Raw genomic sequence first — 24,509 nt, 5'->3', positions numbered from 1 at the left:
GGCAATTCAAACGGCCTCGACCAAAAATCGGGACAAAAAAAACGCGGCCGAAGCCGCGTTAAAGATTTGGAGACATCCTTCGATGAAGGAGTCACTTCTCGCGAATCGAAGCATACCAGGAATGACCTGATTTATTCATTACGAATCGCGCAACTAACTTTTCGGTTAAATCGATTAAAACGGTCTTGCAGCAGGCCTTGCGTTTGAATTACGCCCGGTTCGAGTTAAAGCGGACTAACAAACCACCGTCCCGGCGTCACCGGCTTCAAATGAATTGCACTAGTATGTGGAAGCTCCGCACGGCCGACACTGGCGCCGCGGCGGCGCGTCAATGTCCGGAGAAGACCATGATTTCGCTGCGAAAATTGAATCTGGCCGTGGTGTTGTGGGTGCTTGCATCGGGCGCTGCGTTCGCAGACGCCGTTGCGCTAAAAGCGGATCTCGAGCCGTCGAGCGAAGTGCCGCCGCGCGTGAGTCACGGGCACGGCACACTGAATGCGACCTTCGACACGTCCACCCAATCGCTGCAGTGGACCGTTACTTACGACGGCTTGAGCGGTCCGGTCACCGCCGCGCATTTCCACGGTCCCGCGCCGGTCGGCCAGAACGCGAAGATCCAGGTGCCGATCGACAAGCATGCGCTCGCGAGTCCGATCAACGGCACGACGAAGCTGACCGAGCAGCAGGTCACCGATCTGATGGCGGGGCAGTGGTACTTCAATATTCATACCGCGCAGAATCCGATGGGCGAAATTCGCGGGCAGGTGTTGCCGGCGAACTAGGCGCGGCACTCGCGGGCCGAGCGCGCGAGCCACGGCCCACGACCACCGTCACGCGACTAGAGCCCGCCGTCCAACGGCGCCCCCGCCAACGCACGTACCATGACGGGACTTCAACGAAGGGGCATGTCCCGATGAGCTGGCAAAGCGCGCTCGCGTGCTGGTACTTGCGCAGGCAGTTCCGGCCCGAAACTCTCAAACCGTTGATCAACGTCGAACGGGCGCGCGCGCTGACCTCGACGCGCGTATGGTCGCCACGCGTGCCTCGCGGCTGGCATCTGCGCGAAACGTATGGCGTGAGCGACGCACCGCTCGTGGGCGAATGGCTGGAGCGCGTGGACGGCGGCACGGCCGGCGGCGCGGAGCCCACGGTGCTGTATTGCCACGGCGGCGGCTACTACTTCTGCTCGCCGCGCACGCATCGGTCGCTGACGTTCGCTCTCGCGCCGCGCGCCGACGCGCGGCTCTTCTCCCTCGACTATCGCCTCGCGCCCGAGCATCGCTTCCCGGCCGCGCTCGACGACGCCACCGCCGCCTATCGACAGTTGCTCGCGATGGGCATCGCACCGAGCTCGATCGTGATCGCTGGCGACTCGGCCGGCGGCGGTCTCGCGCTCGCCACACTGGTCGCGCTGCGCGACGTCGGCGCGCCGATGCCCGCCGGCGGCCTGCTGTTCTCGCCGTGGACCGATCTCGCGGCGACCGGCGCGAGCCTGCGCACCAACGACAGCGTCGATCCGATGTTCTGCGGCGCCTCGATCGAGCGCGCGGCCAAGGTCTATCTCGGCGACGCATCAGCCACGCATCCGTACGCTTCGCCGGTCTACGCGGACCTGCGCGGTCTGCCGCCGCTGTTCGTCCAGGCGGGCAGCACCGAGGTGCTGCTCGACGACGCGCGCCGCGTCGCCGACAACGCGCATGCGGCGGGTGTCGATTGCGAATGCGAGGTGTGGAATAACGTGCCGCACGTGTGGCCGATGTTCGCGCCGTTCATGCCGGAGGCGAACCGCGCGCTCGACCGCGCGGCGGCGTTCGTGCGACGCGCGACGAGCCGCGCCGCGAATCGGGCTCAGGTGTCGAGCGTGACGTCGAGCGTCCGATAGACGGCCTCGATCGTTTGCTGGCCGTATTGTCGCTCGAGCCGCCGCACGGTGAAGTGGCCATGCGCGACCTGCTGGAAGTGATCGATAAACACGGTGTTGACCATCGCGCCGAGTACCGCGCCGATTGCCGGAATCGACTTGGCCGCGATCTGTTCGCTGACCTGCACCGAAAAGCGCGCGGCGATCGCGTTGAGCAGCCGCAGCAGTGCCGCCGTGCCGTGTGTCGTGAAGCCCTTGCTGGCCACTTCGGACGACGCTTTCGACACCGCCTGCGCTAGCGCGCCACGCATGAAGAAGTAGCCGAGGTCGGCGTCGTCGTCCTCGCTCGATGTGCCGCCCATGCCGAGTACGGTCAGGCATTGCAGTTGCGTTTCGACCGAGCTCAGGTCCTCGCCCTCGCTGCGCGCGATGTCGCAGATCGAGCGGAACATCAGCGTGGTCGTGACCGGCAGCTCGACCGGCAGCGCGACCAGTCCAAACGCACCGCCGGCCGCACCAGTCGTCGCGACCGCGAATTTGTGCAGCAGGTTGTTGGGCTTGTCAGGCGCGAGCAGCTTCGCGTCGTCGCGCCGGCCGAGCGTGCGCAGTGCGATCGACAAACATTTGCGCAACGCGGCCTGCGTCGCATCGGACACCTTTTCGTTGGCGAACGCCGGGATGCGCGACAGCAGCTTCTCGATCGGCGCGCCGACGACGCTCGCGAGCTTCATCGTGAGCGCGGGGCTTTCGAGCTGGTGTTTCGCCCGCCGCAGCGCGGTGAGGTCCTGCTCCGATAAGGATGGTGCTGCAAGCGAATTCGGCTGCATGAGCCTCCCTGGCATGTCGTGTCGTCGGGTACTTCGGGTCAGTCTACCGCGTTGCAAGCCGCGTTCCGGTCACGCCTGGAGCATCGCGCCGTGATATGATCCACAATTCTTTGACACGTCAACTTTTGCTCCATCAAAAATGGCTGTCCATACCGCCGCCCCTCACTCGAGCGGGCAAGTTTTACCGTTCCGCGAATCCCTGCTGGCCATGCTCGGCATCTCGTTCGTCACGATGCTGGTCGCGCTCGACCAGACCGTGGTCGGCACCGCGCTGCCCACCATCGTGTCAGAACTCCGCGGCTTCGAACTGTATGCGTGGGTCGCCACGTCGTACCTGCTGACTTCAGTGATCACCGTGCCGGTCTTCGGGCGGCTCGGCGATTACTACGGGCGCAAGCCGTTTGTGATTGCGTCGATCGTCGTGTTCACCGGCGCGTCGGTGCTATGCGGTGCGGCCAACAACATGCTGAATCTGGTACTCGCGCGCGGGCTGCAGGGTATCGGCGGCGGTATGCTGGTCGGCACCGCGTTCGCGTGCATTCCCGATCTATTCCCTGATTCCGTCGTACGGCTGCGCTGGCAGGTGTTGATGAGCTCGGCGTTCGGCATCGCGAACGCGGTCGGGCCGTCGCTCGGCGGTTTTCTGACGCAGTACTACGGCTGGCGTTCGGTGTTCTACGTGAATCTGCCGGTCGGCCTGCTATCGCTGTTTTTCGTGTGGCGTTTCCTGCCGCATCTGCGACACGTCGAGCACACCGGCAAAATGCGCCTCGACTGGCCCGGTGCACTGCTGATCGCGATCGCGCTCGGCTCGCTGCAGCTGTTCGTCGAATTGCTGCCGAAGCACGGCATCACGCTGAGCGCGTTCGCGCTGCTCGGGCTCGCCGTCACGTCGGCCATCGCGCTGTGGAAATGGGAAAAGCGCTGCCCGACCGCAATCCTGCCCGTCGACATGTTCCGCAACCGCAGCCTCGCCGCGCTGTTCACACTGGCAGTGCTCGGCGGTTTCACGATGTTCTCGCTGCTGTTCTACGCGCCCCTGCTGTTCCAGGGCGGCTTCGGCATGTCGCCGAAAGAGGCGGGCATTGTGATCACGCCACTCGTCGTGTTCATCACGATCGGCAGTATCGCGAACGGGCGCGTCGTGTCGCGGGTGAAGAATCCGAACCTGATGCTGTACGTCGGCTTTGCAATGGTCGCGCTGTCATGCCTTGGCATCGTCGTCGCGACCCGTTCGATGCAGCAATGGGTGCTGATGTCGTTCATGGTCGTCGGCGGCCTCGGGCTGGGCTTCGTGATGCCGAACCTGACGATCTTCGCGCAGCAGACCGCGGGCCGCGAACATCTCGGCATCGCGACCGCGCTGCTGCAGTCGCTGCGGATGATCGGTGGCATGATCGGCACCGCGTTGACCGGTACGCTGGTGACTCACATGTACAAGAGCGGCGTGCGCAATGCTCTCGAAGGCGCGGGCGCGTCGCACTGGTTCGCCGATCTCGGCGATCCGCAGATCCTGATCAATCGCGATGCGCAGACCACGCTCGTCAACCAGTTGACGCACGCGGGCCACAACGGCGCGATGCTGCTCGAAAGCGCGCGCGAGGCGCTGGTCGCGGCGATTCATCTGGGTCTCGCGGTGGCCGCGGTGATCGCCGTCGTGTCGGTGTGGCAAACCCGCCGCGTACCGCCGATCAAGCTGCAGCGCAAGCTCGAGCCGGTGATTCACGCAGACTGATTTTTGGACTTGGGGTTGGACAGGCAGATTATGGAAGAACAGGACCGCGTCGCCATCATGCAGCAATTCGGCCGCACGTATCGGGCGTTTATGTCGGCATTCGAGGCCCAGGTGGGTCATCCGTTGCCACGCTGGCGCATTCTGCTCGCGCTGCACGAGCAGGCCGGCGAGTCGTCGCAGAAGCGGCTGGTCGAGCGGCTGCGCGTCGATCCGGGTGCGTTGACGCGACAATTGAAGGCGCTCGAAGGCATGGGCTGGATCGCGCGCAGCATGGATGCACGCGACAACCGCGTGACCAACGTGCGCCTGACCGAAGCGGGGCACGCCGCAACCGAGGAGAGCCTGCCGCGTCGCAATGCGTTTTTGCACGACACGATGGCCGGGTTGCCGGATGAGGCGCTCGGGGCGTTGTCGAGCGCGCTGAAAATGCTGGAGACGCGCATCGGCGAAGTGACGGCCAACGCCAGCGCCGCGAGCGTGGACGTCGCGGCGGCGCAGCAGAGCGCTGGCGACGAGGCGGCGCAACGCGTGTGATCTTCTGCTCCGGGCGGGGCGATAAAAAAGGCTGTGAGCCCAAGGGCGCACAGCCTTTTTTTTGGTCGAACAACTCGCGCTTCAATGAGCGCGGCGCAATCCAGGCCAATCAGAAGAACGTCTCGATCACTTCCTTCACGCGATACTGCGGATCGACGACCAGCACCTGCTTCCACTTGTCGAACGTCAGGCATGGATGCGAGATGTCGAACGCGATCATGTCACCCACTTTCAGATCGGCGCCAGCGGGAATCCGCAGATACGCGTGCTGATCCATCAGGCCGAAGATTTCCCAGCCCTCGCTCGCGGCGATGTCGCGCGGCGCTTGCTGGCCCGGACGATAGTGACGCGCGGGCTCCGGCATACCAGCGTCGAACGCGGAGTCGCGTTTGCCGAGGCCGATGATCGCGCGATCCGGCTCGGGAATCGACTGCACGTACGCCCACAATTGCAGCGCCGGCAGCAGCCCTTCGCCCATTTTCTTCGCGACCGGATTGCGCTTGAAGATGTCGGTCTGCGCCTTGCGATAGATGCCCACGTCATGCGTCAGATAGCAGCCCGGGCGCAGCACGACCTCGACCTTGCCGGTTTGCGTCGCCTGCGCGAACTCTTCGGCGACCACGTCGTACCACGCCGATCCCGCGCCCGATAGCACCGCCGGTGAGCGCGCGAAACGCCTTTGCTCGACCAGTTCGCGCGTTACCGCGACCGCGCCTTGCAGGAACGCGCGGACCTCGGCTTCTTCCTTCAGCACGCCTTCGTACAGTTCGACGCCCGCGAGCTTGAGCACGTCCGGATAGCGCGCGATCGCGTCCAGCACCGCGTTGCGCTGCGCTTCATCGCGCACGCCGGTGCGCCCGCCCGGCACGCCGAGTTCGAGCAGCACCTGCAGCGGCTTTTTCACCGACGTGAAGAATTCGCCGAGCTGCTCGACGCCTTCGACCGAATCGACGAGGCAGAAAAATTCGAAATCCGGATCGCTGAGCAATTCGGCGATCATCATCATGTTGCGGCGGCCGACCAGTTGGTTCGCCATCAGGATGCGCGAGACGCCGCCGTGGTACGCCGCGCGCACCTGATGAGCGGTGGCGAGCGTGATGCCCCACGCGCCGGTTTCGAGCTGACGGCGAAACAGTTGTGGCGCCATCGTGGTCTTACCGTGGGGCGCGAGCTTGACGCCGTATTCGGCGACGAACGCCTGCATCCACTTCAGGTTGTGCTCGACGCGATCCGCGTACAGCACTGCGGCCGGCAGGCTGACGTCTTCGGCGAGCAGGTTCCACTCGAGGCGCGCGGCGTCCGTCAGTTGGATGCTCGTGCCCGGAACCATGCCCAAGCCCTTGCTATAAGGATCAATCGTCGCGCCCTGATAGTTTGTAACTTTCATGTCTCCGTGCTCCATCGTCCGGGTAAATTGAGTCAGATTTGACTTTATCATGTTACCGAAAGTACGATGTCTGAAGGAATGTTATTTAGTACCATGGGTTTCGAAGGCTGCCGGAAAGGGCCGCGAAAGCCGTGCCGCGAACCCCACCGCCTGCCATGAACAGTAGCGCCGAACCGCTCGCTTTCGACATCGTCGCGCGCATCGCCGAATGCGCGCCGGAGTTGCGCTCGGCCGAACGCAAAGTCGCCGCGCTGATCCTCGACGATCTCACCGGCGCGTCGCGCGCGAGCATCGGCGCGCTCGCGCAGCAGGCCGAGGTCAGCATCGCGACCGTCACGCGCTTCGCGAAGGCGGTCGGTTGCCGCGACGTGCGCGAACTGAAGCTGCGGCTCGCGCAGGCGGCCGCGGTCGGTCAGCGTTTTCTCGAGCGCGGCGCAGCAAGTGACGCACCCGAGCCGATCGCCACGCGCGTGTTCGACGAGCTGCAAACGGCGCTCGCGCACAACCATCAGCTACTGCGCGCGGCGCCGCTCGCCGAAGCGGCGACCGCGCTGCGCAATGCGCGCATGATCTACGTGTTCGGCATGGGCGGCGGCTCGACCGCGCTCGCCGACGAAATGCGCTTTCGGCTCGTGCGCCTCGGCCGCCCGGTCGCAACCTATCAGGACGGGCTGTTGCAGCGCATGGTGGCGAGCACGGTGTCGCGCGAGTGCGTGGTGATCGCGCTGTCCGCCACCGGCCGTGTGCCCGAGATGGTCGAGAACTGCGAGATCGCGCGCAGCTACGGCGCGACGGTGGTCGCGCTGACCGCGCCCGCGTCGCCCCTGGCGAAGCTCGCCGACTGGCTGATCCCGATCGTCGCGTTCGAAACCGATTTCATTTACAAGCCGTCGTCATCCCGTTACGCGCTGATGATGGCGCTCGATGTGCTCGTCACCGAACTTGCGGTCAGTCAGGGCGACGAGAGCCGCGAATTGCTGCGCCGCATGAAGCACGCGCTCGACGCGCACCGCGGCGGCGGCGATCGACAACCGTTAGGAGATTGATCCATGCACTCGCATCCCGAAGCCGCCGATACGCTGATCGTCGGCGCGCAACTGTACGACGGCACGGGCGCGCCGCCCGTCGAGCGCGACGTGGCGATTCGCGACGGGCGCATCGCCGCGATCGGCAATCTGTCGAACTGGCTCGCCGAAGAGGTGATCGAGGCCGAGGGGCGCGCGCTTGCGCCTGGCTTCATCGACGTACACACGCACGACGACACGCACGTGATCCGCTCGCCGCAGATGCTGCCGAAGATCACCCAGGGCGTGACGACGGTGATCGTCGGCAATTGCGGCATCAGCGCGTCGCCGGTATCGCTGAAGGGCGATCCGCCCGATCCGATGAACCTGCTCGGCGAGCGCGACGTGTTCCAGTACCCGACCTTCGCCGACTATGTGAACGCGGTGGACGCCGCACGGCCGGCGGTGAACGTCGGCGCGCTGATCGGGCACACGGCGTTGCGCAATAACCAGATGGACCGGCTCGATCGCGCGGCGACTGCACAGGAAATCGAAGGCATGTGCGCGCAGCTCGAGGAAGCGCTCGCGCACGGCGCGCTCGGTCTCAGCTCGGGGCTCGCATACGGTTCGGCGTTCGCCGCGCCGACCGAGGAAGTGATGGCGCTCGCCGAGCCGCTCGCCGCCGCGGGCGCGCTGTACACGACCCACATGCGCACCGAGTTCGACGCGATTCTCGACGCGATGGACGAGGCCTATCGCGTCGGCCGTCATGCGCGCGTACCGGTCGTGATCTCGCATCTGAAGTGCGCGGGGCCGTCGAATTGGGGGCGAAGTGTCGAGGTGCTGAAGTCGCTCGAAGGCGCACGCGGCGCGCAGCCGGTCGGTTGCGACTGCTATCCGTATAACCGCAGTTCGTCGACACTCGATCTGAAGCAGGTGACGGGCGACATCGACATCACGATCACGTGGTCCGAGCCGCATCCGGAGATGGCGGGCAAGCTGATCAAGGAAGTCGCGGCCGCATGGGGCGTCTCGCAGCAGGAGGCGGGCAAGCGCCTGCAGCCGGCCGGCGCGGTCTATCACAACATGTCCGAAGACGATGTGCGACGCATCCTGTCGCATCCGGCGACGATGGTCGGCTCGGACGGCCTGCCGAACGATCCGCTGCCGCATCCGCGGCTGTGGGGCGCGTTTCCGCGCGTGCTCGGCCACTATGCGCGCGATGCCGCTTTGCTGCCGCTCGAGGAAGCGGTGCGCAAGATGACGAGCCTGTCCGCGCGCCGCTTCGGACTCGCTCAACGCGGCGAAGTGCATATCGGCTATCACGCCGACCTCGTGCTGTTCGATCCGGCGAAAGTCCACGACATGGCAACGTTCGACAAGCCGCAGCAGCCCGCTGCCGGCATCGACGCGGTGTGGGTCAACGGCGTGCTGTCGTATCGCGACGGCGCGGTGACGGGCGAGCGGGCTGGTCGGTTCGTCTCGCGCGGCGCGCCGTCGAAGGGCGATGCGCAGGGCGCGTTCTAATTTTTATCGATTGATGGTGGTACGCGCGGCGAGGGCGCCGCGCGTACCCGACTTTTTAAGGAGTGTGACGATGAAGCGATATGGCGTGGAAGGCGGAAAGGGAACGGGCGGTCAGGTTATGCCGTTCGCGCGTGCGGTCGAAGCGGACGGCTGGCTGTTCGTGTCGGGCCAGACGCCGATGGAAAACGGCGAAGTGATCAACGGCGGCATCGTCGAGCAATCGCGCAAGGCGATCCAGAACGTGTTCGCGATTCTGAAGGAAGCCGGCTATGGCGCCGAGCACGTCGTGCGCTGCGGCGTGTGGCTCGACGATGCGCGCGACTTCGCGTCGTTCAACAAGGTATTTCGCGAGTATTTTGGCGAGAATCCGCCGGCGCGCGCGTGCGTGGTGTCGTCGATGGTGATCGACTGCAAGGTCGAGGTGGACTGCGTCGCTTATAAGAAGCCGGCGGCCTGATCGCTTTGATGGCTTTCATGCGACGAGGGCGCTGCAGGCCGTGATGGCCTGCGGTGCCCTCGTCGCGTTTAACGCTGTTTTTTGTGCTGCGTTACTGCCGCGCAAGCCGCATGTTGTCCGGCATCGGCAAGTTGTAGTTGGTGCGGAACGGGTTGATGTCGAGCCCGCCGCGGCGCGTGTAGCGCGCGTACACCGCGAGCTTCAGCGGTTTGCACATCTTCATGAGGTCGACGAAGATCCGCTCGACGCATTGCTCGTGAAAGCCGGTGTGATTGCGATACGAAATGATGTAGCGCAACAGGCCCGCGTGATCGATCTGCGGCCCGGCGTAGTGGATCTGCACGCTGCCCCAGTCCGGCTGACCGGTCACCGGGCAGTTCGACTTCAGCAGGTTCGAGAACAGCGTTTCCTCGACCGGCGCTTCGTCGTGCGCCGCGCTCAAGAGTGACGCGTCCGGCTGATAGACGCTCGCCTCGAGTTCCAGCCGGTCGAGCGACAGGCCGTCGAATTCTTCCATTTTCAGCCTGCCGAATTCGTGCGGCGTGCTCAGATGTGCCGACACCGTCGCGCCGCACGACGCGGACACGTCGCGCTTGATCGTGTCGCGCACGCTCTCGGCCGAGTCGAACGCAGTCTGCGCGAACGAGCCCAGATACAGCTTGAACGATTTCGACTCGACGATGTTCGGCGAGTCGGCCGGCACGAAGAACGTCGCGACCGCGATCTGCGGTTTGCCGCGCGCGTTCAGCCACGACAGCTCGTAGGCGTTCCAGATGTCGGTGCCGAAAAACGGCAGTCGCGCGCTGATGCCGATCGCCTCGCGGGCATGGCTGCGCGCGATCGGAAACAGCAGCGTCGGATCGTATTGTTCGGTGTAAGTCGAGGACTTGCCGAGCGGGGATTGTTCGGGTGTCATGATGCGTTCACGATGCCACTCAGCACGTGCCCGGTCGCCGTTACGACGCGGGCCGATTCGCAGTGGCCGATCTGGTCGTCGAAGAAAAAGTCGGGCTCGAACTCGCGCAGAAATGCGCTTTTGTCGAGGCCGCCGAGGAACATCGCTTCGTCGATTTCGATGTTCCATGCCATCAGCGTGCGGATCGCGCGCTCGTGCGCGGGGGCCGAGCGCGCCGTGACCAGCGCCGTGCGAATGCGCATCGGCGCGGCCGCGTCCGCGAGTTTTTGCAGCCGGTGCAATGCTTCGAGCAGCGGCTTGAGCGGACCGTCCGCGAGCGGCAGATGCTTGTTGTCGATCTCGTGACCGACGAAGGCGCGCAGGCCGTCGGTCTGGAAGATGCGTTCCGCTTCGTCGGAAAACAAGACCGCGTCGCCGTCGAACGCAATGCGGATTTCGTCCGGGTACTTGCTCGCCATTTTCGCCGATTCCGGCAATACACGTGCGGACGGGAAGCCAGCGGCGAGCGCATCGCGCACGTCCTGCTGATTCGCCGACAGAAACAGCGACGCGTTCAGCGGCTTCAAATAACCGAATGGCGCGCGGCCGCGCGTGAACACGCCGCGCTCGATCGCGAGCCCGTGTTCGCGGCAGGAATGAAACGCGCGCAGACCGCTGATCGGATCGCTGCGCGACAGGATCACCACTTCGACGCGATGATCGCCGGCGTTCAGCGCGAGCAGTTTGCGGATCAGCGCAAACGCGACGCCCGGTTTCGCGGGCACGTTCAGGCGCTCACGCTGCAATGCTTCGTAGGCCTTCAGGTCGCCCGCCTCGTAGACGCAGTTTTCTTCCTCGAAGTCGAACAGCGCGCGCGACGAGATTGCGACCACCAGTTTGTCGACAAGCGAAAGCGCCATCGGTGCATTCCGGTCCGAAGAGATCACGCGAGGAAGAGGCGATAGACAGGATTTTTCGTCTCTTCCCAGCACGGATAGCCGAGCGTTTCGATGAAGCGCTCGAACGCGTGGTGGTCGCTTTCGGGCACCTGAATGCCGACCAGAATCGAGCTGTAGTCCGCGCCCTGGTTGCGGTAGTGGAACAGGCTGATGTTCCAGTTCGGCGCCATCGACGACAGGAATTTCATCAGCGCGCCCGGACGCTCGGGAAACTCGAAGCGGAACAGACGCTCATCGCGCGCGAGCGGCGAGCGGCCGCCGACCATGTAGCGGATGTGCTGCTTCGACAGTTCGTCGAAGGTCAGGTCGACGGTCGCGAAGCCGTGCGCTTCGAATGCGCCGGCGATCTGCGCCGACTCGCTGCGATTGCGGATCTGCACGCCGACGAAAATATGCGCCGAGTTCGCGTCGGCGATCCGGTAGTTGAATTCGGTGACGCTGCGCGTGCCGACCAGCTCGCAGAAGCGCCTGAAGCTGCCGCGCTCTTCGGGGATCGTCACCGCGAATACCGCTTCGCGTGCTTCACCCACCTCCGCGCGTTCGGCGACGAAGCGCATGCGGTCGAAGTTCATGTTCGCGCCCGACGTGATCGCGATCAGCGTCTGGTTCTCGATGCCTTCCCGTTCGGCGTACTGCTTCGCGCCGGCCACCGCGAGTGAGCCGGCCGGTTCGAGCACGCTGCGGGTGTCCTGGAACACGTCCTTGATCGCGGCGCACAGCGCATCCGTGTTCACGAGTAGCACTTCGTCCAGATATTCGCGGCACAGGCGGAAGGTTTCTTCGCCGACGAGCTTCACTGCGGTGCCGTCGGAGAACAGACCGACTTCGTTCAAGGTCACGCGCTCGCCTGCCTTCAACGACGCGGCCATCGCACAAGAATCATCGGTCTGCACGCCGATCACCTTGATCTCGGGGCGCACCGATTTGACGTACGCGGCGACCCCGGCCGCGAGACCGCCGCCGCCGATCGGCACGAAGATCGCGTGAATCGGCCCCTGGTGCTGGCTCAGGATTTCCATCGCGACGGTGCCCTGGCCCGCGATCACGTACGGATCATCGAACGGATGCACGAAGCTCAGGCCGCGTTCTTCCTGCAGCTTGACCGCGTGGCCGTAGGCATCGCTATACGATTCGCCAAACTGCACGATCTCGACGGTCGGCCCGCCATGCGTGCGGATCGCGTCGAGCTTGAGCTGCGGCGTCGTCACCGGCACGACGATGATCGCCTTCACGCCCATGCGTGCCGCCGATAACGCCACGCCCTGCGCATGATTGCCCGCCGACGCGGTGATCACGCCGCGTCCGAGCGCCTCGGCCGGAATATGCGCCATCTTGTTGTACGCGCCGCGCAGCTTGAACGAGAACACCGGCTGGTTGTCCTCGCGCTTCAGATAGACCGGGTTGCGCAGGCGTGCCGACAGGTTCGGCGCGCGTTCGAGTTCGGTCTCGCGCGCCACGTCGTAGACGCGCGCGGTCAGGGTCTTTTTCAGGTAGTCGTGGGAAGCCATGCGGGTGGCGCGGTGCGCTGTGTAAGACGGGAAAGCGTCAATGATAGCGCCAACGGTGCCCGCTCTGGCCGTTCCGCGCACGGCGGGGAAGGATGCCGCGCCGCTGACCCGGGCATTTCGAACCGCGTGATCGCAGTTGACCAAACCGTCCGGACGGTCAATCAGGCGGCATGCGAATCGTCGCCGGATTCCCCCGCCAAAACCCCCGAATCGCCGCCGCCGCCCCGCTTCCCGCCGTCAACGCGTGGTGGAATGATGCGGTAGAATTCCATTTTGGAATAAGGATCGGAAGATGCACTGGCAGCCTCGGATCGCCCATTTGATGCCGGTCCCGCGCGAATCGTGCCCCGCGGCGGAGCGGCATGTCCGCCACGCGCGATCGTGTAGCTGTCTCTGAGTGCCGCGAAGCGACCGCCGTGAGTTGGCCGCCGGTCGTGTTCGCTCCCCTGGAAGCCCTAGAAGATTTCAAGCATTGCGCCCCACGCGCACTGTCGGCCGACGCCTCGTGACGAGCGCGTCGGGCTGACCTACCGAGTCGTCCAAACATGAACGCACCTCAAGTTTTCGATCCGCACGGCGCCACTGCTGCGGTGGCCGCCGATCCCGAAGCGCGTCTGCGCGAAATTCCCTACAACTACACGTCGTTCTCCGACCGCGAAATCGTCATCCGCCTGCTCGGCAACGACGCCTGGGACGCGCTCGCCGTACTGCGCGCCGAACGCCGTACCGGCCGCTCGGCGCGCATGCTGTACGAAGTGCTCGGCGATATCTGGGTCGTGCGTCGCAATCCGTATCTGCAGGACGACCTGCTCGACAACCCGAAGCGCCGCGCGCTTCTGATCGAGGCGCTCAATCACCGTCTCGCCGAAATCGAGAAGCGCCGCCGCGCCGATCTGCGCGAACACGGCGACGAAGCCGGCGTCGAGCGCGCCGCGCGCGTCGAAAAGCTGGTGCAGGCCGCGCGCCGCGCGATCGACGAGTTCGCCAGCGAATTCCAGCAGACCTACGACCTGCGCCGCCGTTCTACGCGCGTGCTCGGCAAGGTCACGCAGAAAGACAACATCAAGTTCGACGGCCTGTCGCGCGTCTCGCACGTGACCGACGCGACCGACTGGCGCGTCGAATACCCGTTCGTCGTGCTGACGCCGGATTCCGAAGCCGAGATCGCCGGCATGATCAAGGCCTGCTTCGAACTTGGCCTGACCGTGATTCCGCGCGGGGGCGGCACGGGCTACACGGGCGGCGCGGTGCCGCTCACGCCGTTCTCGGCCGTCATCAACACCGAAAAGCTCGAACAGCTCGGCCCTGTCGAAATGACCCAACTGCCGGGCGTCGATCGCAAGGTGGCGACGATCTTCTCGGGCGCGGGCGTCGTCACGCGGCGCGTGACCGAGGCGGCCGAGCAGGCCGGCTTCGTGTTCGCGGTCGACCCGACCTCGCTCGACGCGTCCTGCGTCGGCGGCAACGTCGCGATGAACGCGGGCGGCAAGAAGGCGGTGCTGTGGGGCACGGCGCTCGACAACCTCGCGTGGTGGCGCATGGTCGATCCGGAAGGGAACTGGCTCGAAGTCACGCGTCTCGCGCACAACATGGGCAAGATCCACGACATAGACGTCGCGCGTTTCGAGCTCAAGTGGTTCGACGGGAACTACGCGCCGGGCGAGAAGCTGCTGCGCACCGAAGCGCTGGACATCAAGGGCCGTGTGTTCCGCAAGGAAGGCCTCGGCAAGGACGTCACCGACAAATTCCTGGCCGGTCTGCCGGGCGTGCAGAAGGAAGGCTGCGACGGGCTCATCACGTCGGCGCGCTGGGTGCTGCACAAGATGCCCGCGCATACGCGCACCGTCTGTCTCGAGTTTTTCGGCCAGGCTCGCGAGGCGATTCCGAGCATCGTCGAAATCAAGGACTACCTGTTCGAGACATCGCGCCAGGGCGGCGCGATTCTCGCGGGTCTCGAGCATCTGGACGAGCGCTATCTGCGCGCGGTCGGCTATGCGACGAAGAGCAAACGCAACGCGTTCCCGAAGATGGTGCTGATCGGCGATATCGTCGGTAACGATGCGGACGCGGTCGCGCAGGCCACGTCGGAAGTCGTGCGCATGGCCAACGGCAAGAGCGGCGAAGGTTTCGTCGCCGTCAGCGCCGAGGCCCGCAAGCGCTTCTGGCTCGACCGCAGCCGCACCGCCGCGATCGCCAAGCACACCAACGCGTTCAAGATCAACGAAGACGTCGTGATTCCGCTCGACCGCATGGGCGAGTACACGGACGGCATCGAGCGCATCAATATCGAGCTGTCGCTGAAGAACAAGCTGCAACTGGTCGACGCGCTCGAAGTGTTCTTCAAGGACGGCAAGCTGCCGCTCGGCAAGAGCGACGACGCGAACGAAATCCCGAGCGCCGAGCTGCTCGAAGACCGCGTGCAGCAGGCGCTCGATCTACTCGCGCGTGTGCGCACGCGCTGGCAATTCGTGCGCGACAAGCTCGACCTGTCGCTGCGCGAGGCGCAGCACTATCTGGTCGGCCTCGGCTACGAATCGCTCGCCGAAAAGTTCGCCGATCGCGTCGACGCGCAACCCGACGCAACCGTGTTCCACCTTGCGCAGGACCGCACGATTCGCGTGTCGTGGAAGCAGGAAATCCGCGCCGAATTGCGGCAGATTTTCAACGGCGGCGAGTTCGAGCCGATCCTCGACGAAGCCCAGGCGATCCACAAGCAGGTGCTGCGTGGCCGCGTGTTCGTCGCGCTGCACATGCACGCGGGCGACGGCAACGTCCACACGAACCTGCCGGTCAACTCCGACAACTACGAGATGCTGCAGGACGCGCACACGGCGGTCGCGCGCATCATGAAGCTCGCGCGTTCGCTCGACGGCGTGATCTCCGGCGAGCACGGCATCGGCATCACGAAGCTCGAATTCCTGACCGACGACGAGATCGGCGAATTCCGCAAGTACAAGCAGCGCGTCGATCCGCATGGCCGCTTCAACGCGGGCAAGCTGCTCAAAGGCGCGGACCTGCGCAACGCGTACACGCCGAGCTTCGGCCTGATGGGCTACGAATCGCTGATCATGCAGCAGTCCGATATCGGCGCGATTTCCGAGTCGATCAAGGACTGCCTGCGCTGCGGCAAGTGCAAGCCCGTCTGCGCGACGCACGTGCCGCGCGCGAACCTGCTGTACAGCCCGCGCAACAAGATTCTCGCTACGTCGTTGCTGGTCGAGGCGTTCCTGTACGAAGAGCAGACGCGCCGCGGCGTGTCGATCAAGCACTGGGACGAATTCAACGACGTCGCCGATCACTGCACCGTGTGCCACAAGTGCGTGACACCGTGCCCGGTGAAGATTGACTTCGGCGACGTGTCGATGAACATGCGCAACCTGCTGCGCAAAATGGGCAAGAAGAAGTTCAACCCGGGCAACGCGGCGGGCATGTTCTTCCTGAACGCGACGAATCCGCAGACCATCAACCTCGCGCGCACCGCGATGATGGGCGTCGGCTACAAGGCGCAGCGCCTCGGCAATGAAGTGCTGAAGAAGTTCGCGAAGAAGCAGACCGCGCATCCGCCCGCCACGGTCGGCAAGCCGGTGATCACGCAGCAGGTGATCCACTTCATGAACAAGAAGATGCCGGGCAACCTGCCGAAGAAGACCGCGCGCGCGTTGCTCGATATCGAGGACAATAAGATCGTCCCGATCATCCGCAATCCGAAGACGACCACCGCCGACACCGAAGCGGTGTTCTACTTCCCGGGCTGCGGCTCCGAGCGGCTGTTCTCGCAGGTTGGTCTCGCGACCCAGGCAATGCTGTGGGAGGCGGGCGTGCAGACCGTGCTGCCGCCGGGCTACCTGTGCTGTGGCTATCCGCAGCGCGGCTCGGGCCAGTACGACAAAGCCGAGCAGATCGTCACCGACAACCGCGTGCTGTTCCACCGCGTCGCCAATACGCTGAACTACCTCGACATCAAGACGGTGGTGGTGTCGTGCGGCACGTGCTACGACCAGCTCGCCGGTTACGAATTCGAAAAGATCTTCCCGGGCTGCCGGATCATCGACATCCACGAGTATCTGCTGGAAAAAGGCATCAAGCTCGATGGCGTGAACGGCGTACGCTACATGTACCACGACCCGTGTCATTCGCCGATCAAGACGATGGACCCGGTCAAGCTCGTCAATCAGCTGATGGGTTCGGAGCAGGACGGCTACAAGATCGAGAAGAACGACCGCTGCTGCGGCGAATCGGGCACGCTCGCGGTCACGCGTCCCGACATCTCGACCCAGGTGCGCTTCCGCAAGGAAGAAGAAATCCGCAAGGGCGCGGCGAAGCTGCGCGGCATCCCACTCCTCGCGGAAGCGGGCGCGAACGCGATCAATCCGGCGAATGCGTCGGCCGGCGCCGCGGGCGCGCCGAACGGTTCCGTGCTGAAGGCCGGCGACGGTCCGCAGCCCAATCACGGGAACGCGGGCGCGACCGACGTGAAGATCCTCACGAGCTGCCCGTCGTGCCTGCAAGGGCTGTCTCGCTACAACGAAGACGCGGGTACCGAGGCCGATTACATTGTCGTCGAGATGGCACGCCACGTGCTTGGCGAGAACTGGATGGCGGATTACGTTCAACGGGCGAACAATGGCGGAATCGAGCGCGTGCTGGTTTAATGGCACGACCAACGATTTTTGCCGAGGACGACGATGGACTGCGTTTTTTGCCGTGAAGACGGCGGCGATGTGCTGTGGCAGGACGACTCGTTGCGCGTCGTCCTCGCCGACGAACACGACTACCCGGGCTTTTGCCGGGTCATCTGGAATGCCCACGTCGCCGAGTTTTCGGATCTTTCGGTCGACGAGCGCGATCACGTGATGAAGGCCGTGTACGCGGTCGAGCGTGCGCAGCGACGCGTGATGCAGCCCGCGAAGATCAACCTCGCGAGCCTCGGCAACCAGGTGCCGCACGTGCACTGGCACGTGATTCCGCGTTTTTCGAACGACGCCCATTTCCCACTGCCGATCTGGGCGCCGCGCCAGCGCACGGTGTCCGAGGCGATGCTGTCGTCGCGCCGTGCGCAAGCCACGCTGCTGCGCGAAGCCGTACGGCAGGAAATCGAACAGGCGCTGCGCTGAGCGTCGCTGAAATCCGTCGCCGCGCACCGCCGGGCTCCCGTCGGCGTGTGGGGCGGCCGACCCGCCGTTATCACCCGCCGTTATCTGATGAGGCCAACATGAGCGGATTGACTCCCGAGACGCCGGTGCCGACCGGCGTGGTCGTGCATTCGAAGTCACGCGTGCTCGAACTGCAGTACGCGAACGGCGAAGCGTATCGGCTGCCGTTCGAGCTGCTGCGCGTGTATTCGCCGTCGGCGGAAGTGCAGGGCCACGGGCCCGGCCAGGAAACGCTGCAGACCGGCAAGCGCGACGTGACGATCACGATGATCGAAGGCGTCGGCAATTACGCGCTGCAGCCGACCTTCTCCGACGGACACGCCACCGGCATCTACTCGTGGGACCTGCTGTACGACATGGCAGTGCGTCAGGATGAACTCTGGCGCGCGTATCTCGCCAAACTGGCAGCGGCCGGCATCGACCGCGATACGCCGATGGTACCTGCCGCTGCTGCGCACGGGCACTGTCACTGATACGATTCGCCCCCGAACGCCGCTCGAGCGGCGCAACATTCAAGAACACGCGAAAGGACGAGCGCGATGAGCAAAACCCACTTCGGCTTTCAATCGGTCGACGAACAGGACAAGGCGCAGAAAGTGGCGGGGGTGTTCCACTCGGTGGCCGCCAACTACGACTTGATGAACGACCTGATGTCGGGCGGATTGCACCGGGCGTGGAAGGTGTTCACGATCGCCCAGGCGAACGTGCGGCCGGGCTACAAGGTGCTCGACCTCGCGGGCGGCACCGGCGACCTGTCGAAAGTGTTCGCGAAACAGGCGGGCGAGACGGGCGAGGTCTGGCATACCGACATCAATGAATCGATGCTGCGCGTGGGCCGCGACCGGCTGCTCGACAAGGGCATCATTACCCCGACGCTGCTCTGCGATGCCGAGAAAATCCCGTTTCCGGACAACTACTTCGACGTCGTGACCGTGGCTTTCGGGCTGCGCAACATGACGCATAAAGACATCGCGCTCGCCGAAATGCGTCGTGTGCTGAAGCCGGCCGGGCGGCTGCTCGTGCTGGAATTCTCGAAGGTTTGGGATCCGCTGAAGAAGGTCTACGATCTGTATTCGTTCAAGGTGCTGCCGTGGCTCGGCGAGCGCTTCGCCAAGGACGCGGAAAGCTACCAGTATCTGGCGGAGTCGATCCGCATGCATCCGGACCAGGAAACCCTAAAAACGATGATGGAACAAGCTGGTCTCGACGGCGTCAAATATTACAATTTGTCAGCTGGCGTGGTAGCTTTACATGTGGGGACCAAATACTAGGTTTCCTAACCCATCGTTTTTTAAAGGAAAGTGCGAAATGCCCGATTCGATTGTGTTATCTACTCGTAAGGTAAGGGGGGCGCTGGCGAGAAGAATCGGACTGATCGCGATGGTCGGTCTGCTCATGGCCGGCACCCTTGCCTCCCTCGACGCCGAAGCGCGCCGCATGGGCGGCGGTCGCAGCTTCGGCCGTCAATCGAATAGTCTGCAGCAGCGCCAGACGACCCCGCCAACCCAGCCGGCGCAGAACAATCAGGCCACGCAGCAGCGCGCGCAACCGGCGCCCGCGACTACGCCCACACCGCCCGCCGCGCCGAACCGTAATCGCTGGCTCGGGCCGATCGCCGGTATTGCGGCCGGCCTTGGCATCGCCGCGTTGCTGTCGCATTTCGGGCTCGGCGAGGCATTCGCCGGCATGTTCGCCAATGTGATCGTGATCGCGTTGATCGCGATGGTCGCGATCTGGCTCATCCGCCGCTTCATCGCCCGCAAACGCAATGCGGCGCAGCCGGCCTACGCGGGCACGGCGCCGTCGCTGAACGCCAACAGCACCGGGTATATGCAGGAGCCGCAGTACACCGCGCCGCCCACCGGCGCGTATCTCGAGCCGCAAGGCAATCCGTTGACCACGCCGTCCGTCGGCGCGACGCCGTCGGTGCCGGCCGGCTTCGATTCGGAAGCGTTCCTGCGTAACGCGAAGGTGTACTTCGTGCGCCTGCAGGCCGCGTGGGACGTCGGCAACGTCGAGGACATCCGCGAATTCACGACGCCGGAAATGTTCGCCGAGGTGCGCGTCGATCTCGCGTCGCGCGGCACGCAGCCGAACCGGACCGATGTCGTGCAACTGAACGCCGAGCTCCTCGGCGTCGAGGAGCGCGCGAACGAGTCCTTCGCGAGCGTGCGCTTCTCCGGTTTGATCCGCGAGGAGCCGGGCGCGGCGGCCGAGCCGTTCGTCGAGGTATGGAACCTGTCGAAGGCGAACCGCGCTGGCGAAGGCTGGCTGCTTGCCGGCATCCAGCAGGTCGAGCAACACTGACATGCCGAAGCATCGAGTCGCGTTTGCCTCGCAAAACGCTGGCCGCGGCACGGCGATTCCTGGCCTCGCGCATGGCTTAGGCCGTTCGGCATAGCAGGCCGCGAAGCGAACGGACGCTACAATGGGAACCCGCGCAAGCACCTCGCTCGCGCGGGTTTTTTCTTGCCACTTTCGATGACCCTCGCCGCCAAGCCCTTCGCTGCTGCTGTCAATCATCTGCTCGCCCGCGAATCGTGGGCCCGCGAGCGCCTCGCCCCGTACGCGGGCAAGACCGCTCACCTGTCATGTCCACCGGTTGTCCTCGCGCTGCTCGTGCAGCCCGACGGTTACCTCGGCACGCTCGACGAAGCCGATGCGCATCAGTTCGACGTGACGATCTCGGTGCCGTCCGACGCACTGCCGGCGTTCCTGCAAGGTGGCCAGGCCGCGGTGATGAAGCACGTGAAGATCGAGGGCGACGCCGAGTTCGCGACCGTGATCGCGAAGCTCGCCGAGCATCTGCGCTGGGAGCCGGAGGAAGATCTCGCGAAGTTGATCGGTGATGGGCCCGCGTGGCGCATCACGTCGCTCGTGCGCTCGGTCGGCGAGCAGGTGCAGCGCACCGGCCGCAACCTGCTCGACACCGCCGCCGAGTATCTGCTCGACGAAAATCCACAGCTGGTACGCCGCACCGCGCTCTCGGACTTCAACCTCGAGCTGGCGCGCGCACGCGATTCGCTCGCGCGCGTCGAGAAGCGGATCGAGCGTCTCGAACAGAAGGTCGAAGCCCGCGGCGCGCAAGCGCCGGGCGGCGCCGCCACGTCGCGCGGCACGCGCTAGTCACCGGGCACAGCCATGCGTTTTCTGCGTTTCCTCAAGATATTTTTTACGGTCATCCGCTTCGGCCTCGACGAAATGATGTTGAGCCGCATCAACGACCGGCGCGTGCGTCTGCTGCTGCGTATCACGACGCTCGGCCGTAAGTTCGATGCGCCGCCGGGCGTGCGTCTGCGGCTCGCGCTCGAAAGCCTCGGGCCAATCTTCGTCAAGTTCGGCCAGGTGCTGTCGACGCGTCGCGATCTTCTGCCGGTCGATATCGCCAATGAACTCGCCAAGCTGCAGGACCAGGTGCCGCCGTTCGATTCGGCGGTCGCGATCGCGCTCGTCGAGAAGTCGCTCGGCGCGCCGGTCGACGTGCTGTTCGACGATTTCGAGCGGGTGCCGGTCGCGAGCGCATCGATCGCGCAGGTGCATTTCGCGAAGGTGAAGGCCGGCCAGCATGCGGGCAAGGCGGTCGCCGTCAAGGTGCTGCGCCCGAACATGCTGCCGGTGATCGAATCCGACCTCGCGCTGTTGCGTGACATCGCTGTGTGGGCCGAGCGTCTGTGGGCCGACGGCAAGCGCCTGAAGCCGCGCGAGGTGGTCGCCGAATTCGACAAATACCTGCACGACGAGCTCGATCTGATGCGCGAGGCCGCCAACGGCAGCCAGTTGCGGCGCAACTTCCAGGGGCTCGACCTGCTGCTCGTGCCCGAGATGTACTGGGAGTTCTGCACGCCCACGGTGCTCGTGATGGAGCGCATGGTCGGCGTGCCGATCAGCCAGGTCGATACGTTGCGCGCGGCGGGCGTCGATATTCCGAAGCTCGCGCGCGAGGGCGTCGAGATCTTCTTCACGCAGGTGTTCCGCGACGGCTTTTTCCATGCCGACATGCATCCCGGCAACATCCAGGTGAGCCTCGATCCCGCGCACTTCGGCCGCTATATCGCGCTCGACTTCGGCATAATCGGCGCGCTGTCGGACTTCGACAAAAACTACCTCGCGCAGAACTTCCTCGCGTTTTTCAAGCGCGACTACCATCGCGTCGCGACGCTGCATCTGGAGTCCGGCTGGGTGCCGCCGAGCACGCGTGTCGAAGAACTCGAAAGCGCGATCCGCGCGGTCTGCGAACCGTACTTCGATCGCGCGCTGAAGGACATTTCTCTCGGCCAGGTGCTGATGCGCCTGTTCTCGACATCGCGGCGCTTCAACGTCGAGATTCAGCCGCAGCTCGTGTTGCTGCAAAAGACGATGCTGAACGTGGAAGGCCTCGGCCGCTCGCTCGATCCCGAACTTGATCTGTGGAAGACCGCGAAGCCTTACCTCGAGCGCTGGATGAACGAGCAGATTGGCGTTCGCGGCTGGTACGAGCGTCTGAAGATCGAGGCGCCGCAGTGGAGCAAGACGCTGCCGCAGTTGCCCCGCCTCGTTCATAACTTGCTGGCCGAACGTCACCATCCGGTGGGCGGCGCGAACGACGACGTGATCCGCCAGATCCTGCTCGAGCAGAAGCGCACTAACCGTCTGCTGCAAGGCCTGCTGCTGTTCGGCGTGGCGGTCGGCGTCGGCGCGATGCTGGCGCGCGCGTTCCTGGTACTGGCTTATGGTGGATAGAACCCGATGAGCGATCCGACCCAACCCTCCGGGCCCGATTTCGCGACCCGCGATCCCAACTCGCCCGAGTTCTGGGACGAACGCTTCGAGCGTCATTTCACACCGTGGGATCAGGCGGGCGTGCCGTCCGCGTTTCGCGCGTTCGCCGAACGGCACCGCCACGCCGCCGTGCTGATTCCAGGGTGCGGCAGCGCGTATGAAGCGGTATGGCTTGCGCGTCAGGGCAACCCGGTGCGCGCGATCGATTTCTCGCCGGCCGCCGTCGCGGCGGCGCGCGAGCAACTCGGCGCACAGCATGCATCGCTCGTCGAGCAGGCGGATTTTTTCACCTATATACCGCCGTTCGCACCGGCGTGGATCTATGAGCGCGCGTTCTTCTGCGCGCTGCCGCCGGCGCGCCACGCGGACTACGCGCAGCGCATGGCCGCGTTGCTGCCGGCCGGCGCGTTGCTCGCGGGCTTGTTTTTCATCGGCGCGACGCCGAAAGGGCCGCCGTTCGGCGTCGAACGCGGCGAGCTCGACGCGCTGCTCACGCCACACTTCGAGCTGATCGAAGATGAGGCGGTCGACGACTCGATCGCCGTCTTCGCCGGACGCGAGCGCTGGCTTACCTGGCGGCGTCGCGGATAACGCCACGCGCGACGCGCGCCGCGCTTGAGAGGTCCGCGGGTCGCCCCCATCTGCCGCGCTGGTGGGCGCGGCACGCGTCGGCTTCCCCGAAATGCGGGGAACGGACATCGTTTGCGGCTATAATTCGAGGCTTTGCAAGCGTTTACAAGATTTCAGTAGGGATTTGGAGTAGGAAACGATCATGCCGATCTACGCTTATCGATGCGGGTCATGCGGTTTCGGGAAGGACGTGCTCCAGAAGATGAGCGACCCCCAGTTAACGCAGTGTCCCGAGTGCGGAAAAGACACTTTTAGCAAACAACTCACCGCCGCCGGCTTCCAGTTGAAAGGCTCCGGCTGGTACGTGACCGATTTCCGCGGCGGCAAGAGCACGCCGGCCGCCTCTGAAGCGTCGGAAGCGAAGTCCGAGCCGGCCGCAGCCGCTGCCCCGGCTACATCGGCTGCCCCGGCCGCTCCCGCAGCCCCTGCCGCTGCGCCCGCCGCTGCGAGCCCGAGCGGTTCCGGCAGCGCCTAGTGGGACTGCCGCCCCGCGCGGGCGGCGTATCTACCGCGCATGGGCTTCGGCCCGCGCAGCTTTCTGGCGGTACACATGACGACGAAGAAATTCACGCTCAAATCGGTGTTTCTGACCGGCCTGCTGGTGCTGGTGCCTCTGGCCATCACACTGTGGGTGCTCGGCCTGATCATCGGCACGATGGACCAGACCTTGTTGCTGCTACCGAGCTCATGGCAGCCGGAGCGCGCGATCGGCTATCGTTTGCCCGGCCTCGGCGCGGTGCTCACGCTCGCGTTCATCTTCGTCGTCGGGCTGTTGACGCAGAACTTCATTGGGCAGAAGCTCGTGAAGTGGTGGGAACTGCTGGTCGCGCACATTCCGGTGGTCGGCCCGGTCTACACCAGCGTCAAGCAGGTGTCCGACACACTGCTGTCGAGCAGCGGCAATGCATTCCGCAAGGCGCTGCTGATCGAGTACCCGCGCCGTGGTTCCTATACGATCGCGTTTCTGACCGGCATTCCGGGCGGCGACGTGGTCAACCACCTGAAGGAAGACTACGTCAGCGTCTATGTGCCGACCACGCCGAACCCGACGTCCGGCTTCTTCCTGATGGTGCCGAAGAGTGAAGTGATCGAGCTCGACATGACGGTCGACGCTGCGCTCAAGTACATCGTCTCGATGGGCGTCGTGGCGCCGTCCGCGCCGCCGCCGGCGCCGGTGCGCCGCACCACCGTCGAGCCTCCGCTGTAATGCCGGCGCGCAACGCTTCATGCAGGATCGTCTGCGGCGCGCCGTTCAACCAATGCATAACGAAAGA

At 64.8% G+C, this 24,509-nt stretch carries 22 protein-coding genes; 17 read left to right on the top strand and 5 right to left on the bottom strand.

The features are described 5' to 3' along the window. The first annotated feature begins 347 nt into the window (after positions 1 to 347). Both F6X42_RS09485 and F6X42_RS09480 read left to right on the top strand, forming a co-directional pair. The gene (locus tag F6X42_RS09485; RefSeq protein WP_187633961.1) at positions 348 to 782 is read left to right on the top strand and encodes a CHRD domain-containing protein; all 435 of its coding nucleotides are present in this window, start codon (positions 348 to 350) and stop codon (positions 780 to 782) included. Positions 783 to 913: 131 nt separating this feature from the next. Next, a complete protein-coding gene (locus tag F6X42_RS09480) occupies positions 914 to 1,882 on the top strand; it encodes an alpha/beta hydrolase (protein WP_187633960.1) in 969 nt (322 codons plus the stop codon). Here F6X42_RS09480 and F6X42_RS09475 read toward each other — a convergent pair. Beyond that, positions 1,849 to 2,688: an EcsC family protein gene (locus F6X42_RS09475; protein ID WP_187633959.1), complete on the bottom strand. Its 840-nt coding sequence runs from the start codon at positions 2,686 to 2,688 to the stop codon at positions 1,849 to 1,851. The two genes, F6X42_RS09480 and F6X42_RS09475, sit on opposite strands and share 34 nt — an antisense overlap. 139 nt (positions 2,689 to 2,827) lie before the next feature. Between F6X42_RS09475 and F6X42_RS09470 the strand changes: the two genes are divergently transcribed. Both F6X42_RS09470 and F6X42_RS09465 read left to right on the top strand, forming a co-directional pair. Next, positions 2,828 to 4,423, top strand: coding sequence for an MDR family MFS transporter (locus F6X42_RS09470; protein ID WP_187633958.1), 1,596 nt, complete (start codon positions 2,828 to 2,830; stop codon positions 4,421 to 4,423). Between the two features lie 30 nt (positions 4,424 to 4,453). Then, positions 4,454 to 4,957 carry a MarR family winged helix-turn-helix transcriptional regulator gene (locus F6X42_RS09465; protein ID WP_187634026.1) on the top strand — a complete coding sequence of 168 codons (504 nt, stop codon included), beginning with the start codon at positions 4,454 to 4,456 and terminating at the stop codon, positions 4,955 to 4,957. Positions 4,958 to 5,066: 109 nt separating this feature from the next. On the opposite strand, the gene F6X42_RS09460 is transcribed toward F6X42_RS09465, so the two are convergent. Next, positions 5,067 to 6,344 (bottom strand): amino acid deaminase, encoded by a 1,278-nt coding sequence (locus tag F6X42_RS09460; protein ID WP_187633957.1) that lies wholly within the window; start codon positions 6,342 to 6,344, stop codon positions 5,067 to 5,069. A gap of 155 nt (positions 6,345 to 6,499) precedes the next feature. Between F6X42_RS09460 and F6X42_RS09455 the strand changes: the two genes are divergently transcribed. From F6X42_RS09455 to F6X42_RS09445, 3 genes are all read left to right on the top strand, one after another. Next, on the top strand, positions 6,500 to 7,390 hold the full coding sequence (locus F6X42_RS09455; RefSeq protein WP_187633956.1) for a MurR/RpiR family transcriptional regulator: 891 nt from the start codon (positions 6,500 to 6,502) through the stop codon (positions 7,388 to 7,390). A 3-nt stretch (positions 7,391 to 7,393) separates the two neighbouring features. Next, positions 7,394 to 8,875: an N-acyl-D-amino-acid deacylase family protein gene (locus F6X42_RS09450; RefSeq protein ID WP_187633955.1), complete on the top strand. Its 1,482-nt coding sequence runs from the start codon at positions 7,394 to 7,396 to the stop codon at positions 8,873 to 8,875. Between the two features lie 70 nt (positions 8,876 to 8,945). Continuing rightward, positions 8,946 to 9,332, top strand: coding sequence for a RidA family protein (locus F6X42_RS09445; protein ID WP_187633954.1), 387 nt, complete (start codon positions 8,946 to 8,948; stop codon positions 9,330 to 9,332). A 91-nt stretch (positions 9,333 to 9,423) separates the two neighbouring features. On the opposite strand, the gene queF is transcribed toward F6X42_RS09445, so the two are convergent. From queF to ilvA, 3 genes are read right to left on the bottom strand one after another with little or no spacing between them, the layout of a single operon-like run. Beyond that, on the bottom strand, positions 9,424 to 10,248 hold the full coding sequence (gene queF / locus F6X42_RS09440; RefSeq protein WP_187633953.1) for an NADPH-dependent 7-cyano-7-deazaguanine reductase QueF: 825 nt from the start codon (positions 10,246 to 10,248) through the stop codon (positions 9,424 to 9,426). After that, positions 10,245 to 11,147, bottom strand: coding sequence for a 5'-nucleotidase (locus tag F6X42_RS09435; protein ID WP_187633952.1), 903 nt, complete (start codon positions 11,145 to 11,147; stop codon positions 10,245 to 10,247). The genes queF and F6X42_RS09435 overlap by 4 nt, the downstream gene beginning before the upstream one ends. Before the next feature lie 23 nt (positions 11,148 to 11,170). Then, complete coding sequence (gene ilvA / locus F6X42_RS09430) at positions 11,171 to 12,736, bottom strand: threonine ammonia-lyase, biosynthetic (RefSeq protein ID WP_312892594.1); 1,566 nt, start codon at positions 12,734 to 12,736, stop codon at positions 11,171 to 11,173. Positions 12,737 to 13,239: 503 nt separating this feature from the next. On the opposite strand from ilvA, the gene F6X42_RS09425 reads away from it, so the two are divergent. The 10 genes from F6X42_RS09425 (at position 13,240) to F6X42_RS09380 (ending at position 24,442) form a co-directional block, all read left to right on the top strand. Then, the gene (locus F6X42_RS09425) at positions 13,240 to 17,346 is read left to right on the top strand and encodes a DUF3683 domain-containing protein (RefSeq protein WP_187633950.1); all 4,107 of its coding nucleotides are present in this window, start codon (positions 13,240 to 13,242) and stop codon (positions 17,344 to 17,346) included. A gap of 33 nt (positions 17,347 to 17,379) precedes the next feature. Beyond that, positions 17,380 to 17,808, top strand: coding sequence for an HIT family protein (locus F6X42_RS09420; protein WP_187633949.1), 429 nt, complete (start codon positions 17,380 to 17,382; stop codon positions 17,806 to 17,808). Between the two features lie 98 nt (positions 17,809 to 17,906). Continuing rightward, on the top strand, positions 17,907 to 18,320 hold the full coding sequence (locus F6X42_RS09415; protein ID WP_187633948.1) for a gamma-butyrobetaine hydroxylase family protein: 414 nt from the start codon (positions 17,907 to 17,909) through the stop codon (positions 18,318 to 18,320). 66 nt (positions 18,321 to 18,386) lie between these two features. Continuing rightward, positions 18,387 to 19,118 (top strand): bifunctional demethylmenaquinone methyltransferase/2-methoxy-6-polyprenyl-1,4-benzoquinol methylase UbiE, encoded by a 732-nt coding sequence (gene ubiE / locus F6X42_RS09410; protein WP_187633947.1) that lies wholly within the window; start codon positions 18,387 to 18,389, stop codon positions 19,116 to 19,118. Between the two features lie 37 nt (positions 19,119 to 19,155). Continuing rightward, on the top strand, positions 19,156 to 20,154 hold the full coding sequence (locus F6X42_RS09405; protein ID WP_187633946.1) for a Tim44 domain-containing protein: 999 nt from the start codon (positions 19,156 to 19,158) through the stop codon (positions 20,152 to 20,154). A 174-nt stretch (positions 20,155 to 20,328) separates the two neighbouring features. Beyond that, on the top strand, positions 20,329 to 20,973 hold the full coding sequence (locus tag F6X42_RS09400) for a ubiquinone biosynthesis accessory factor UbiJ (protein ID WP_187633945.1): 645 nt from the start codon (positions 20,329 to 20,331) through the stop codon (positions 20,971 to 20,973). Positions 20,974 to 20,988: 15 nt separating this feature from the next. Continuing rightward, the gene (gene ubiB, locus F6X42_RS09395; RefSeq protein WP_187633944.1) at positions 20,989 to 22,566 is read left to right on the top strand and encodes a ubiquinone biosynthesis regulatory protein kinase UbiB; all 1,578 of its coding nucleotides are present in this window, start codon (positions 20,989 to 20,991) and stop codon (positions 22,564 to 22,566) included. A gap of 6 nt (positions 22,567 to 22,572) precedes the next feature. After that, positions 22,573 to 23,196, top strand: a complete 624-nt coding sequence (locus F6X42_RS09390; protein WP_187633943.1) for a methyltransferase domain-containing protein — start codon at positions 22,573 to 22,575, stop codon at positions 23,194 to 23,196. A 181-nt stretch (positions 23,197 to 23,377) separates the two neighbouring features. Then, positions 23,378 to 23,710 carry an FmdB family zinc ribbon protein gene (locus F6X42_RS09385; RefSeq protein WP_187633942.1) on the top strand — a complete coding sequence of 111 codons (333 nt, stop codon included), beginning with the start codon at positions 23,378 to 23,380 and terminating at the stop codon, positions 23,708 to 23,710. 75 nt (positions 23,711 to 23,785) lie between these two features. Continuing rightward, on the top strand, positions 23,786 to 24,442 hold the full coding sequence (locus F6X42_RS09380; RefSeq protein ID WP_187633941.1) for a DUF502 domain-containing protein: 657 nt from the start codon (positions 23,786 to 23,788) through the stop codon (positions 24,440 to 24,442). Positions 24,443 to 24,509 lie beyond the last annotated feature (67 nt).

It is taken from the genome of Paraburkholderia podalyriae (assembly GCF_014397785.1).
In the GTDB taxonomy this organism is placed as follows: Bacteria; Pseudomonadota; Gammaproteobacteria; order Burkholderiales; family Burkholderiaceae; genus Paraburkholderia; species Paraburkholderia podalyriae.
The sequence above is the reverse complement of the archived record's forward strand: the minus strand, read 5'-3'. Positions and strand labels throughout refer to the sequence as shown.

Excerpts from the sequence above, each read along its gene's own strand:
- F6X42_RS09405 (WP_187633946.1), top strand. The coding sequence starts at position 19,156 with ATGCCCGATTCGATTGTGTTATCTACTCGTAAGGTAAGGGGGGCGCTG.
- F6X42_RS09460 (WP_187633957.1), bottom strand. The coding sequence starts at position 6,344 with ATGAAAGTTACAAACTATCAGGGCGCGACGATTGATCCTTATAGCAAG.
- ubiB (WP_187633944.1), top strand. The coding sequence starts at position 20,989 with ATGCGTTTTCTGCGTTTCCTCAAGATATTTTTTACGGTCATCCGCTTC.
- F6X42_RS09425 (WP_187633950.1), top strand. The coding sequence starts at position 13,240 with ATGAACGCACCTCAAGTTTTCGATCCGCACGGCGCCACTGCTGCGGTG.
- F6X42_RS09465 (WP_187634026.1), top strand. The coding sequence starts at position 4,454 with ATGGAAGAACAGGACCGCGTCGCCATCATGCAGCAATTCGGCCGCACG.
- F6X42_RS09380 (WP_187633941.1), top strand. The coding sequence starts at position 23,786 with ATGACGACGAAGAAATTCACGCTCAAATCGGTGTTTCTGACCGGCCTG.
- F6X42_RS09480 (WP_187633960.1), top strand. The coding sequence starts at position 914 with ATGAGCTGGCAAAGCGCGCTCGCGTGCTGGTACTTGCGCAGGCAGTTC.
- F6X42_RS09455 (WP_187633956.1), top strand. The coding sequence starts at position 6,500 with ATGAACAGTAGCGCCGAACCGCTCGCTTTCGACATCGTCGCGCGCATC.
- F6X42_RS09385 (WP_187633942.1), top strand. The coding sequence starts at position 23,378 with ATGCCGATCTACGCTTATCGATGCGGGTCATGCGGTTTCGGGAAGGAC.
- F6X42_RS09420 (WP_187633949.1), top strand. The coding sequence starts at position 17,380 with ATGGACTGCGTTTTTTGCCGTGAAGACGGCGGCGATGTGCTGTGGCAG.
- queF (WP_187633953.1), bottom strand. The coding sequence starts at position 10,248 with ATGACACCCGAACAATCCCCGCTCGGCAAGTCCTCGACTTACACCGAA.
- ubiE (WP_187633947.1), top strand. The coding sequence starts at position 18,387 with ATGAGCAAAACCCACTTCGGCTTTCAATCGGTCGACGAACAGGACAAG.
- F6X42_RS09390 (WP_187633943.1), top strand. The coding sequence starts at position 22,573 with ATGAGCGATCCGACCCAACCCTCCGGGCCCGATTTCGCGACCCGCGAT.
- F6X42_RS09470 (WP_187633958.1), top strand. The coding sequence starts at position 2,828 with ATGGCTGTCCATACCGCCGCCCCTCACTCGAGCGGGCAAGTTTTACCG.
- F6X42_RS09485 (WP_187633961.1), top strand. The coding sequence starts at position 348 with ATGATTTCGCTGCGAAAATTGAATCTGGCCGTGGTGTTGTGGGTGCTT.
- F6X42_RS09445 (WP_187633954.1), top strand. The coding sequence starts at position 8,946 with ATGAAGCGATATGGCGTGGAAGGCGGAAAGGGAACGGGCGGTCAGGTT.
- F6X42_RS09450 (WP_187633955.1), top strand. The coding sequence starts at position 7,394 with ATGCACTCGCATCCCGAAGCCGCCGATACGCTGATCGTCGGCGCGCAA.
- F6X42_RS09415 (WP_187633948.1), top strand. The coding sequence starts at position 17,907 with ATGAGCGGATTGACTCCCGAGACGCCGGTGCCGACCGGCGTGGTCGTG.
- F6X42_RS09435 (WP_187633952.1), bottom strand. The coding sequence starts at position 11,147 with ATGGCGCTTTCGCTTGTCGACAAACTGGTGGTCGCAATCTCGTCGCGC.
- F6X42_RS09475 (WP_187633959.1), bottom strand. The coding sequence starts at position 2,688 with ATGCAGCCGAATTCGCTTGCAGCACCATCCTTATCGGAGCAGGACCTC.
- F6X42_RS09400 (WP_187633945.1), top strand. The coding sequence starts at position 20,329 with ATGACCCTCGCCGCCAAGCCCTTCGCTGCTGCTGTCAATCATCTGCTC.